We start from the raw sequence: 12,629 nt of genomic DNA on the forward strand, positions 1-12,629 counted from the left end.
GCCTACCTATACCTGGGTAAAATATAGGCATATACAGAGTAACCTACCTTGATGTTCATGACTGCATAAGGTGCATGATAACGGAGTCTTTATGGCAGGAAAACAAGAGGGAAAGCTACTTTCGTTTAAAGCGGTAGAAATGATGAAGCCAGGCGACAAAGATAAGTCCATAAATGACTCTGAGGTGTCTGTTAAATCCGTAGTGATTCAACTTGTACGACAACCGGGGCGATATCTCAGTCCGGAGGCCATTAGACAGGCCTCGTCGTGAGGATCGAATCTGCTTACAGATGTGGGGTCGATCCATTATTCTGGAATACACCGGTATCAGGACGATGTTTCATGCAATTTATCTGCTGGAGTTCCTCAATGGTATATTCGCGGTACAAGAAATACTGGATTTGGGTACCGTATCTGAGGTTCATTTTCTGAGCCAAGGCTGATACTCGCTGATACACTGCTTTCGTTGAGCAGTGCAGAAGTTGGGATGTGGCAGTAATATTTATTTGTCGGCGTAACGCACAGGCTACGGAAATCTCGGTATGGGTAAGGTTACGTAGCTCCCGCAAAGAATCAATTATGGTGAGTATATGATAGACAGTATATCTTCGGCCTTCATTAATATACTGGATAAACTCCGTTACAGAGGCGGTTCTGGAGATACCCTCCAGTGATGAAAGCACCTTTGATAACATTCCACGGCCTTTTACAAAAATGATAGAATAGCTGTCGGTCAGTTCATTGCAAATACGATGTTTAATATCATGTAAGCTGAAGAAAGATTCAATATCAATAATACATAAGTTCTCTTCGCGCAGGCGGTGATGCTGCCAACTTACTGATTTAGTGTATGATGGTGTTTTTGAGGTGCTCCAGTGGCTTCTGTTTCTATCAGCTGTCCCTCCTGTTCAGCTACTGACGGGGTGGTGCGTAACGGCAAAAGCACTGCCGGACATCAGCGCTATCTCTGCTCTCACTGCCGTAAAACATGGCAACTGCAGTTCACTTACACCGCTTCTCAACCCGGTACGCACCAGAAAATCATTGATATGGCCATGAATGGCGTTGGATGCCGGGCAACCGCCCGCATTATGGGCGTTGGCCTCAACACGATTTTCCGCCATTTAAAAAACTCAGGCCGCAGTCGGTAACCTCGCGCATACAGCCGGGCAGTGACGTCATCGTCTGCGCGGAAATGGACGAACAGTGGGGATACGTCGGGGCTAAATCGCGCCAGCGCTGGCTGTTTTACGCGTATGACAGGCTCCGGAAGACGGTTGTTGCGCACGTATTCGGTGAACGCACTATGGCGACGCTGGGGCGTCTTATGAGCCTGCTGTCACCCTTTGACGTGGTGATATGGATGACGGATGGCTGGCCGCTGTATGAATCCCGCCTGAAGGGAAAGCTGCACGTAATCAGCAAGCGATATACGCAGCGAATTGAGCGGCATAACCTGAATCTGAGGCAGCACCTGGCACGGCTGGGACGGAAGTCGCTGTCGTTCTCAAAATCGGTGGAGCTGCATGACAAAGTCATCGGGCATTATCTGAACATAAAACACTATCAATAAGTTGGAGTCATTACCCGCTACATCTGCAACGCTATTTTCAACGAGAAAAATTGCAATCGCATCGCACTATCCGTGAATTGATTATTGAACACCTGAAATATATTTGGTCGATGGAGCCTGAGACGCGTGAAAACACATCTGTGTATACATTCATTCTCGCTCGAAATCATATCTCACGCAGTGCTATCCACAAAGTATTGCAGGAGTTAGTGAGTGACGGAAAAATAATTATGAAGCGAGGGAAACTCTCTTTTTTTGTATGTTAAAGTTAACATTAAAAGCATCTGACGTGTTTTTTTGCACTCAGCTGGAATGATAATGAAAAAACTGGGTTTGTGATTTTTGTTAATTATCAGTATGTTGGTTTTTGTCTTTTTCTTCACCGCTGATGCCAGCTACGCGGAATGTCCATTTTTATCTATAAATTAGTATTTATTTATTAATTTGATATGAATATGATGTTCCCTCCAATAATAACAAAAGTCATATCGCCAATGACCAACGGCAGGCCGGAAAACCTTGAGGCACAGCATAGCCGACTGTTTGGCAACCCTACTACCGATACAACGGATGTTCGCGCTGCACTGCAAAACGCGTTGGATCACAATACCTTTGTCCTGCTGGCCCAGCCTATCGTCAGTACTCGTGGTGATGAATCCTATCATGAGATATTGATCCGCATGCTCAATGAGCACGGGGAATTTCTTTCCCCTGACCATTTTCTGTCGGTTGCACGCGACACAGGGTTAGCACCCGATATCGATCTTTGGGTTATTGAGAACACCCTGAAGTACATGCGCTACCATCCGCTGAGTTGTTTTTCCATTAACCTGGCGCCAGTGACGCTATGTCGTTCAGGTATCGTTGCAAAGATAACTGCGTTGTTGCAGGAATATGTGGTGATACCGCAACGGATTATTTTTGAGATAACCGAGGCTGATACCCTGTCAGATAAAGAACACACGGCAGATACACTACGCTTACTACGTCAATTGGGATGTCGGATCGCGATTGATGACTTCGGTGCCGGGTTTGCAAGCTATGAACGCCTGATGAACATTGAAGCAGATATTTTGAAGATTGATGGGTCTTTCGTTCGTAGGATTATAAAATGTGAGGTTAGTCGCTATATCATCGAATCTTTCTGCCGGGTTGCGGCAATGAAAGGTATGCAGGTTGTCGCCGAGTTTGTTGAAAGTGCCGAAATCCAGATGCACCTGGAACACATGAATGTCGGGTGGTTACAGGGATACCACATTGGCAAGCCACAACCGTTGTTTACGTTAGAGTAATCTATAATCCGTTTATTTAAACGTATCATCACGATGCTGTAATCTGCCGATAATATAACCTCCTGGCGGAGGCTATATTAATATCAAGAACATTAGCTGACCAATAATTTACGGATCCTGCAGCTGAAGCTGATTCTCTAAACGCCTATCGCGCAGGGTTGCATAAATAAAGGTAATCACAAACAGCAGGGAAAATAGTACGACGATGGTGGGAGCCGGCGCGCTGTCGATGAAAAATGACACGTACACGCCCATAAATGAGGTAATGACCGACATCGCCACCGCCAGCCATAAGGCGTGGGAAAATTTCCGCGTCATTAAAATCGCGATGGCGCCAGGTGCAATCAGTAATGAAATTGACAAAATAATCCCTACCGATTTTAGCGTGGCGACAATCGTCAGGGCGATCATGCACAACAGGCCGTAATGTAGCAGTGCGGTGTTAAGCCCACTGGCCTTTGCCTGATGTGGGTCGAACGCATGCAGTAGCAAATCTTTCCATTTAAGTCCGATGATAAGCGCGATCCCCAGAGTAATAACCGCGGTTTGCATGATATCGCTTAACGATACGCCCAGCATGTCGCCGAACAGAATATGATCGAGATGGACTTCTGACTGGATAGAGACGTACAGCACCAGACCCGCACCAAACATCCCGGAGAAAACAATACCCATGATGGTGTCGCGCTTGATGCGGCTGTTATCGTCGAGGTATCCGGTCGCCACCGCGCAGAACAGACCGGCGATAAACGCGCCAATTGCCAGCGGGATGCCCGCAATCCACGCCAGTACAATCCCTGGGAAAACCGCATGACTCATGGCATCGCCCATCAACGCCCAGCCTTTGAGTACTAAAAATACCGACAGCAGCGCGCAAGGCACAGCGACGATGGTAGAGATGACCAGCGCATTAACCATAAAGCTAAACTGAAAAGGTTCCAGCAGCGTTGTTAAGATCATACTTGCTCCTTGTTCACCAGACGGGCGCGGCGGCGATTCGCCAGCAGACCGTGTTTTGGTGCGAAGACAAATGCCAGCAGGAACAGCAGCGTTTGCAGAACGACGATAATTCCGCCGGTTGCCCCGTCCAGCCAGTAGCTTAGCCAGGCGCCGAAAAAGCTGGTCAGGCTGCCGAGTGCCACGGCGATGGTGAGCAGGCGAGGAAAACGATCGGTCAGCAGCCAGGCCGTTGCACCGGGCGTAACCACCAGGCAAATCACCAGAAAGGCGCCGACGGTTTGCAGTGCGGCGATCGTGGAAACGGAGAGCAACGTAAAAAACAACAGTTTCAGCCGACCCGGATTCAGACCGATAGACCGCGCGTGGTTTTCATCAAAAAAGACCACCATCAGATCTTTCCACTTCAAAAACAGAATGGTCAGCGAAACCACGCCGATGATCGCCAGTTGCAGAATATCTTCCGGCGCAATCGCCAGGATGTTACCCAGAATAATGGTCTGGATGTTCACCGACATCGGATTAAGCGACACCATAAACAGCCCGATACCGAAAAAGGACGAAAAAATCAGCCCGATAATGGCATCTTCCTTCAGGCGTGAACGCTGATTGAGAAACAGCATGCTGCCCGCCGCCAGTCCACCGGAAAGAAATGCGCCCAGCGCAAAGGGAAGCCCTAACATATAGGCTCCGGCCACGCCTGGAACGATCGAGTGCGACAGCGCATCGCCAATCAGCGACCACCCTTTGAGCATCAGATAGCAGGAGAGAAATGCGCACAGGCCGCCGACCATCGCCGAAACCCACATGGCGTTGAGCATGTACTGGTAGCCAAACGGCTCCGTTAGCCAGTTCATGATTACTCCCCCTCGCTTGCCGCGCGTCGCGAAATAAACGGACGTTCATCATCGGTAATCACGTGTTGTTCACCGCCGCTTAGCGCGACGTGACGCAGAACGCCGCTGAATGCCAGTTCGAGATTCTCGTGGGTAAAGGTGGTTTCGGTTGGCCCACTTGCCAGCACCGTGCCCTTAATCATCACCGTGTAATCGCAAAATTCGGTGACGGATCCCAGATTATGGGTAGAGACCAGCATAGTCCGGCCTTCATCACGCAGTTCACGCAGCAGATCGATGATCCGGGCCTCGGTTTTCACATCCACGCCGGTGAAGGGTTCATCCAGTAAAATAACCTGCCCGTCCTGTGCGATGGCTCTTGCCAGAAAAACGCGTTTTTTCTGCCCGCCGGAAAGTTCACCTATCTGGCGATGGCGATAGTCCAGCATATCTACCCGCGCCAGCGCCGCATCCACGCAGTCGTGGTCGATTTGTTTTGGTCGACGCAGCCACCCCATATGGCCAAAGCGGCCCATCATCACTACATCTTCCACCAGTACCGGAAACGACCAGTCCACCTCTTCTGACTGGGGGACATAGGCGATCAGATTTTGTTTGAGCGCCTTATTAACCGGTTGTTGCAGAATAGATATTTCCCCTTTCGCCAACCGGACAAAACCCATCAGCGCTTTAAAAAGCGTTGATTTTCCCGAACCGTTTACGCCGACCAGAGCGGCAATTGAGCCGCCCGGAACCTGAAAAGTGGCATCCCGCAGCGCGGTGTGGCCGTTGCGATACGTCACCGTAACCTGATTCACGGTAATCGCAGATTGACTCATTTTCGGCTCCTTAACCCGTCGTTGATGCCGCTGAGGATGGTTTCTGTCGTCACGCGTAGTAAATCCAGATAGGTCGGTACCGGACCATCGGCAGCGCTGAGCGAATCGACATACAGCACGCCGCCGTAATACGCGCCAGACTCGCGGGCGACCTGACGCGCAGGTTTGTCGGACACGGTGCTTTCGCTAAATACGGTAGGGATTTGATGTTTTCTGATCGCATCGATCACTTTGCGTACCTGCTTGGGCGTGCCTTGCTGATCGGCATTGATCGGCCACAGATACAGCTCTTTCAGGCCGTTATCACGCGCGAGGTAAGAGAATGCGCCTTCGCTGGTGACCAGCCAGCGTTTATCAGCAGGGAGCTTCGCCAGTTCTGCATGCAGTGGCGCCAGAGTCTGCTGGATTTTCGCTTTATAATTCTCCGCATTTTTCTGGTAGGTTGCGGCATGGTCGGGATCGTATTTCATCAGCGCATCGCGAATGTTATCCACGTAGATAAGCGCGTTCTCCGCTGACATCCAGGCATGCGGATTCGGTTTGCCGTTGTACGGCCCTTCGCTGATACCCATTGGCTGCACGCCATTTGAGACCATGACCTCCGGTACGCCGGACAAATTTTGGTAGAAGCGGGCAAACCATAGTTCGAGATTAAGGCCGTTGGAGAGAATAAGCTGTGCGCCTTGCGCCCGTTTAATATCCCCCGGTGTGGGTTGATATTCGTGAATTTCTGCCCCGGGTTTGGTGATGGAACTGACGTCCGCCGCGTCACCTGCCACGTTGCTTGCCATATCGGCAATCACCGTAAAGGTGGTTATCACTTTGAACTTTTCTTTCGCCCAGGCAGGTGACAGCGTAAGCGCCGTTAACACGCTGGCAAGGAGAAATGACTTCAGATGGGGCAGATGCGGCATAGTATCCCTCACAACAAAGTGGTTAATTTATCATCGAATATAGCCTTTGCTATGTTATATAGCACATGGCATAAACAAATGAAAATAATTCTTATTTGCGTAGGGTGCTAAGGAATGTATCACCGCCAGGTAATAGTCCTGCGCTTAGTTAAGGTGTATTATTTATGCAACTTAATTGTGGAGGCATCATGTCCGGCAAACGTATTGCACGTGAGAAAATGACGATCCAGAGAATGATCTCGCTGTATGAGAGCCAGTGTCCGCAGGCTTCAGATGAACCGGGGCATTACGATGCGTTGTTTGCCTATGCGCAAAAGCGCCTGGATAAATGCGTATTTGGTGAGGAAAAACCGGCCTGCAAACAGTGTCCGGTGCACTGTTACCAGCCCGCTAAACGCGAAGAGATGAAGCAAATTATGCGTTGGGCTGGACCCAGAATGCTCTGGCGTCATCCGATTCTGACCGTGCGTCATCTGATTGATGACAAACGTCCGGTGCCGGAGTTACCCGAGAAATACCAGCGGAAGAAGTGATTTAGCAATTCTATGCCGGATGGCGGCTGCGCCTTATCCGGCCGACAAAGACAAACGCACCAGTGGCGTAGGCCCGATAAGCGTAACGCTATCGGGCAATAATCCGTTAAACCAGTGCGTCCTTATCAATGCCCAGGCGCTTCATGCGCGAGAGTAACGTTGTGCGTTTCAACCCCAGTCTTTGTGCCGCGCCTTTAGGACCGGCGACGACGCCATTGGTTTCTTTCAGAACGCGCATTATCAACTGGTATTCATCTTCGCCATCCTGCGCGACTTCGGTCGCCACCGGAGGCGTAGACGGCGCCATAGCGATTACATCCGGCAGGGACAGTTGCAGCACGTTGCCCCGGGTGAGCAGAACCGCGCGTTCTACGACGTTTTCCAGTTCGCGCACGTTACCCGGCCATTCCATGCTGCTCAGCGTACGCAGGGCTTCGGCGGGAATGCTGTCGATATTGCGCCCCATCCGGCGGGCAATTTTGAAGGTGAAGGCTTTCACCAGCAGCGGAATATCTTCCGGGCGCTCGCGCAGTGGCGGCAGATGGATCGGGAAGACGTTCAGTCGATAGTAGAGATCGTTACGAAACTCGCGATCGGCGACCATCTTTTTCAGATCGCGGTTAGTGGCAGCGATCAAGCGAACGTCGGTCTGGATCAGCTTATTGCTGCCCAGACGTTCAAACTCCTGCTCCTGCAGAACGCGCAGCAGCTTGGGCTGAAGCTCCAGCGGCATGTCGCCAACTTCATCGAGAAATAACGAACTTTTGTCCGCCAGTTCAAAGCGTCCAATCCGCTGCGTGCTGGCCCCGGTAAATGCGCCACGCTCATGGCCAAACAGATCGCTTTCCAGCAATCCGGCAGGCATTGCCGCGCAGTTCATTTTCACCATCCGACGGGCGTTACGTCCGCTCAGGTTGTGAATTGCTCGTGCAATCAGCTCTTTACCCGTCCCGGTTTCACCAAGAATCAGGACAGTGCTGTCGCTTTGCGCCACCATTTCGACCTGTTTGAGTACGCTGTACATCGCTTCGCTGCGGCCAATGATTTCTCCGAACTCACTTTCCACGTTGTTGAGTTGTTCAGTCAGCGCCAGGTTTTCATCGACCAGTCGCTCCTTCAGGCGGTGGATCTCCTGGTAGGCGAGGGCGTTATCCACGGCGATCGCCACGCGTTCTGCGATTTGGCGCAGCAGTTTGAGATTGGCGGTGGTGAATACTTTCTCTTCACATTGCGCCAGCTTAAGTACGCCGAGCATATTATTGCCGGACATCAGCGGCAGCAGGCACAGAGTCTGTAGCTGGTTGCCCCAGGTTTCGAACAACATTCTTTCGTAAGGGGCCAGGGTATCGCGTTCGCTCAGGTTAATCAGCAGCATCTCTTTACTTTTGAAGACCCGTTCAGAGAGCGTGCCGGCTTCGTCCACTTCACTTTGTTCGTGTGCCGGATGATGTTCATCCAGATAGTGAGTGGAATAAATGCTGAGCTTGTTTTTGCGATCGCTGCGTAACACGATGCTGATGGCATCAATGTCGAAGTAGTGATGGATCTCTTTGGCGACTTCGCTGACCAGCTCATCAATATCCAGACGTGAGAGCACAGCATTGGTGATGGCGACCAGGATGCGAAAGTTATCACGCTCACGGCACAGGAGATCGTAATCGACATTGTTGCTGACCCGGCTTTGAATTTGTTCAGCAACGACGCCGACTATTTGGGTGAAGGTCTGCAGCCGGTTGTACTCTTTTTCACTCCACGGTTGGTCTTCGTTACGGATAAATTCGCAACCGCCAAAGATTCGCCCATCTGCTGCCAGCGGTAGCAGGCAGTAGTGACCAAATTTAGAATACAGTCCGCCAGAGGCCAGCTGTGGCCAGGTTTCGCTAAACTCGTGATAGTTGCAGTGCAGCGCATCGGGGCGAGACAAAATACGGCGTACCGGGCCATGCGCCAGCACCGTTTCGTCTTCATAATCGATGGGGTTACCATTTTCACGCGTCGCAAAATAACGCGCACGCTGCGTTTGTGCCTGCCATAAGACAATAGCCGCGCAGTCGGCCAGCGCTGAACGCTTGACCAGTTGCGAAAGCGCCTCGCTGAGAGACGGCAGGTCGGGCTGCTGTAATAATGTACGAGTAATATCGAACAGGCCTTGCTGTCCGAGGTCACTCATCGGTGTATACGACATATTGCTTTTCCAGGAAAAGCACCGCAGAACGGTGCGAAAACGGTAAATGAATTATAGGTATAAGTCGTAAATTATTGCCGGACTGGTCCCGCTACTCGAACCGTAGACCCGATCGGCAAAACGCCATCAGGTGATAATGCAAAGTTAAGGCCGGATGTCGACGCAAATGCGTCTTACCCGGCCTACAGCTTGCTGCCAACCGGCTGTTAGCATATACGAGGTAATGGTTCGGCGTGTGGTAAATCGAGAGTGCGTTTCACGCCGTAGAGTCCGGCAAGACGCACACCTTTGCGTTCTACCACTTCACCAATCATTGCGGCATCGCGTCCTAACGGATGTGCGCGCAGCGCGGCAAGCACCGTTTCAGCAGCCTGACGCTCAACGGCAATCACCAGCTTGCCTTCGTTAGCAAAGTTAAGCGCATCCAGACCCAGCAGTTCGCAAACGCCACGCACCGCGGGCTTCACGGGCAGGGCCGCTTCAGACAGCTCAATACCAAACCCGCATGAGGCGGCAAATTCATGCGTTACCGCATTTACGCCGCCACGGGTCGCGTCACGCAGCGCCTTCACGCCTGGAATATCACGCAGCGTCTGGATAAGCGGTGTCAATACCGCGCAGTCGCTGACCAGTTCGCCATCAAGACCCAGCTGTTCGCGCAGGTTAAGGATAGTTGCGCCGTGATCGCCAAGCGTACCGCTGACCAGCAGCACATCGCCTGGGCCGAGGGTCTGTGCGCCCCAGTGAATGTTGGCGGGGATCGCCCCCATTCCGGCTGTGTTGATGAACAGCTTGTCTGCAGCGCCGCGCTGCACGACTTTGGTATCGCCGGTCACGATGGCGATGCCTGCTTCACGCGCGGTCGCCGCCATACTGTTGACGACGGTTTTCAACGTCTCCATCGGCAAACCCTCTTCGAGGATAAAACCGCAGGAGAGGTAGCGAGGGATCGCGCCGCTGACCGCCACGTCGTTAGCCGTACCGCAGATGGCCAGCTTGCCGATATTGCCACCCGGGAAGAACAACGGATCGATAACATAGCTGTCGGTTGAAAACGCCAGACGATCGCCTTCTGCAACCAGTTGCGCCAGGTCCAGACGGGCCTGATCTTCTTGTTCCGCCAGCCACGGATTAGCAAAAGCCTCCATAAACAGACTGTTGATCAACTGCTGCATAGCCTGACCGCCGCTACCGTGGGCGAGTTGTACGCTGTTCATGCTTCACACTCCTGCTGACGATACTGATACCAGGCGGCACATGCGCCTTCTGAGGAGACCATCAGGGCGCCAAATGCGGTCTCCGGGTTACAGGTTTTGCCAAATAGCGGGCACTGATGCGGTTTGCATCTGCCGGTCAATACCTCGCCGCAACGCGCGCGCGGATCGTCATACACCTGCTGCGGCGCTGGCTGGAAATGCGCTTCGGCATCAAAGCGCTGATAGTCTGGCGTCAGGTGAACGCCAGAGGATTCAATGACGCCCAGACCGCGCCATTCGCTATCGCCATTGACGCAGAACACTTCGGCGATGGCCTGTTGCGCTAACAGGTTACCGGCGTCCGGCACCACGCGGCGATACTGGTTTTCAACCTGGCTATGCGCGGCAATCTTCTGTTCAATCAACATCACCACGCCCTGCAGCAGATCGAGCGGTTCGAAACCGGCGACCACCAACGGACGATGGAAATCTGAAGCAATGAAATTATAGGCATCGGTGCCAATCACCATGCTGACATGGCCCGGCGCTAAGAAGGCGTCGATGCCGTTGTCCGGCTGTTCCAGCAGGCTGCGCAGCGTAGGGATAAGCGTGATGTGCTGGCAGAAAAAGTAAAAGTTCTGCACGTCACGCTGTTTTGCCTGCTGAAGGGTGATGGCGGTGGTTGGCATTGTGGTTTCAAAACCCAGGCCAAAGAACACAACCTTACGCGTTGGGTTTTCCTGCGCCAGCTTCAGCGCATCCATCGGTGAATAGACGATGCGGATATCCGCGCCGCGCGCTTTGGCTTGTAGCAAAGAACCTTGTTTACCCGGAACGCGCATCGCATCGCCAAAGGTGCAAAAAATCACTTCCGGATGGCTGGCGATTTCCACACAGCTGTCGATTCTGCCCATCGGCAGAACGCAAACCGGGCAGCCCGGGCCATGAATAAACTCGACGTTGTCAGGCAACAATTGGTCGAGACCGAACTTGAAGATAGCGTGGGTATGACCACCACATACTTCCATGATGCGCAGCGGACGTTCAGCAGTGTAGGGGAGGTGTGCGGCACGTTCACACAGGTGCTCTATCAACTGCATCACCTGTTCTGGTGCGCGGTATTCGTCAACAAAACGCATTATTTTTCCTCGCCATACAACAACGCGCCGACATCCGGCTCAACGTCAAACATGTTTTGCAGCGCGTCGAGCGTGTCGCGCGCTTCAGCTTCATTAATGATGCTCATGGCAAAGCCGACGTGGACCAGTACCCACTGGCCCAGACGGGGTTGGCCGTGTTCATCGCAGCTTCCGACCAGCGTCAGGTCGACGTCGCGCTGAATACCGCAAACGTCGACTTTGGCCTGGTTGCCATCAATGGTGCGGATTTGACCCGGAACACCTATGCACATCGCTGCGTCTCCAGCCAGGAGAGCCATTGGTCCATGCCTTCGCCACTGGTGGCGGAAATCAGGATAATCTCAATTTCCGGGTTCACTTCCCGGGCGCTGGCGATGCACTTTTCTACGTCAAAATTGAGGTACGGCAGTAGGTCTACTTTGTTGAGCAGTATCAGCGACGCGGCGGCAAACATATGCGGGTATTTCAGCGGCTTGTCTTCGCCTTCGGTGACGGAAAGCACCGCCACTTTATGGCGTTCGCCGAGGTCGAAGCTGGCCGGGCAAACCAGGTTCCCGACGTTTTCAATGAACAGGATGCCGTTGTCTTCAAGCGGCAAACGTGGCGCGGCGTCAGCAATCATTTGTGCGTCAAGGTGGCAACCTTTACCGGTGTTGACCTGGATGGCGGGCGTACCTGTGGCGCGAATACGGGCGGCATCGTTAACCGTCTGCTGGTCGCCTTCAATGACGGCGCAAGGCACGCTGTCTTTGAGCTTCATCAGCGTTTCGGTCAGCAGCGTGGTTTTACCGGAGCCTGGGCTTGAGACAAGGTTTAATACCAGATGTTGACGGGCAGCAAAGCGGGCGCGGTTGCGCTCGGCCAGACGGTTGTTTTTATCCAGCACGTCAATTTCCACTTCCAGCATCCGGCGCTGACTCATGCCTGGCGCGTGGGTGCCTGCTTCACCGTGACCGTAATGCAAATCGCCTTCTTCATTCTGGCTCGGTGTGAAACTGGAGGTCTTCACCCCGGTAATATTCAGCGCCGGACGAGCCGCTGGGGCAAATGGCGCGCTGCGAAACGCCGAGTGGGGATTATGCTCATCACCCTCTATATAAAGGTTGCCTTCAGCGCAACCACATGTCGTACACATCGCTCACTCCTGATTTATTACTTGCGATAC

13 protein-coding genes are annotated in these 12,629 nt (G+C 52.6%); 4 read left to right on the plus strand and 9 right to left on the minus strand.

Translation table 11 applies throughout. The features are described 5' to 3' along the window. The first annotated feature begins 875 nt into the window (after window positions 1-875). The 3 genes from HV334_RS05300 (at window position 876) to HV334_RS05310 (ending at window position 2,865) form a co-directional block, all read left to right on the plus strand. Window positions 876-1,573 (plus strand): IS1-like element IS1B family transposase gene (locus HV334_RS05300; RefSeq protein ID WP_095033700.1). Its coding sequence is split into 2 segments (ribosomal slippage): window positions 876-1,125 and window positions 1,125-1,573, totalling 699 coding nucleotides; the frame shifts between segments, so codons are not numbered across the junction. A gap of 77 nt (window positions 1,574-1,650) precedes the next feature. After that, entirely contained in the window at window positions 1,651-1,839 is a 189-nt protein-coding gene (locus tag HV334_RS25250; protein ID WP_256434395.1) for a helix-turn-helix domain-containing protein, read from the plus strand. A gap of 183 nt (window positions 1,840-2,022) precedes the next feature. Next, window positions 2,023-2,865, plus strand: a complete 843-nt coding sequence (locus HV334_RS05310) for an EAL domain-containing protein (protein WP_227021122.1) — start codon at window positions 2,023-2,025, stop codon at window positions 2,863-2,865. 108 nt (window positions 2,866-2,973) lie between these two features. Here HV334_RS05310 and sitD read toward each other — a convergent pair whose 3' ends face one another. The 4 genes from sitD to HV334_RS05330 are packed head-to-tail and all read right to left on the minus strand — an operon-like array spanning window position 2,974 to window position 6,411. After that, entirely contained in the window at window positions 2,974-3,825 is an 852-nt protein-coding gene (sitD, locus tag HV334_RS05315; RefSeq protein ID WP_049282629.1) for an iron/manganese ABC transporter permease subunit SitD, read from the minus strand. Beyond that, complete coding sequence (gene sitC, locus HV334_RS05320; protein WP_016154199.1) at window positions 3,822-4,679, minus strand: iron/manganese ABC transporter permease subunit SitC; 858 nt, start codon at window positions 4,677-4,679, stop codon at window positions 3,822-3,824. The genes sitD and sitC overlap by 4 nt, the downstream gene beginning before the upstream one ends. A 2-nt stretch (window positions 4,680-4,681) precedes the next feature. Then, window positions 4,682-5,497, minus strand: a complete 816-nt coding sequence (sitB, locus tag HV334_RS05325; RefSeq protein WP_019077551.1) for an iron/manganese ABC transporter ATP-binding protein SitB — start codon at window positions 5,495-5,497, stop codon at window positions 4,682-4,684. Next, window positions 5,494-6,411: a metal ABC transporter substrate-binding protein gene (locus HV334_RS05330; RefSeq protein ID WP_181221251.1), complete on the minus strand. Its 918-nt coding sequence runs from the start codon at window positions 6,409-6,411 to the stop codon at window positions 5,494-5,496. The genes sitB and HV334_RS05330 overlap by 4 nt, the downstream gene beginning before the upstream one ends. Window positions 6,412-6,599: 188 nt before the next feature. Here HV334_RS05330 and HV334_RS05335 point away from each other — a divergent pair, with 188 nt between their 5' ends. Then, window positions 6,600-6,944 (plus strand): nitrous oxide-stimulated promoter family protein, encoded by a 345-nt coding sequence (locus tag HV334_RS05335; RefSeq protein WP_003825888.1) that lies wholly within the window; start codon window positions 6,600-6,602, stop codon window positions 6,942-6,944. Window positions 6,945-7,050: 106 nt separating this feature from the next. Here HV334_RS05335 and flhA read toward each other — a convergent pair whose 3' ends face one another. The 5 genes from flhA to hypB form a co-directional block, all read right to left on the minus strand. Next, on the minus strand, window positions 7,051-9,129 hold the full coding sequence (gene flhA, locus HV334_RS05340; RefSeq protein ID WP_137352612.1) for a formate hydrogenlyase transcriptional activator FlhA: 2,079 nt from the start codon (window positions 9,127-9,129) through the stop codon (window positions 7,051-7,053). Window positions 9,130-9,335: 206 nt separating this feature from the next. Beyond that, window positions 9,336-10,346 (minus strand): hydrogenase maturation carbamoyl dehydratase HypE, encoded by a 1,011-nt coding sequence (hypE, locus tag HV334_RS05345; RefSeq protein ID WP_016157324.1) that lies wholly within the window; start codon window positions 10,344-10,346, stop codon window positions 9,336-9,338. Continuing rightward, window positions 10,343-11,464, minus strand: a complete 1,122-nt coding sequence (gene hypD, locus HV334_RS05350; protein WP_019077547.1) for a hydrogenase formation protein HypD — start codon at window positions 11,462-11,464, stop codon at window positions 10,343-10,345. Before hypD ends, hypE begins: the two co-directional genes overlap by 4 nt. Continuing rightward, window positions 11,464-11,736: a hydrogenase 3 maturation protein HypC gene (gene hypC, locus HV334_RS05355; RefSeq protein WP_003037411.1), complete on the minus strand. Its 273-nt coding sequence runs from the start codon at window positions 11,734-11,736 to the stop codon at window positions 11,464-11,466. The genes hypD and hypC overlap by 1 nt, the downstream gene beginning before the upstream one ends. Continuing rightward, complete coding sequence (hypB, locus tag HV334_RS05360; RefSeq protein ID WP_181221252.1) at window positions 11,727-12,599, minus strand: hydrogenase nickel incorporation protein HypB; 873 nt, start codon at window positions 12,597-12,599, stop codon at window positions 11,727-11,729. The genes hypC and hypB overlap by 10 nt, the downstream gene beginning before the upstream one ends. Between the last annotated feature and the right edge of the window lie 30 nt (window positions 12,600-12,629).

Origin of the sequence: Citrobacter sp. RHBSTW-00944, from assembly GCF_013615435.1 — a bacterium.
In the GTDB taxonomy this organism is placed as follows: Bacteria; Pseudomonadota; Gammaproteobacteria; order Enterobacterales; family Enterobacteriaceae; genus Citrobacter; species Citrobacter braakii.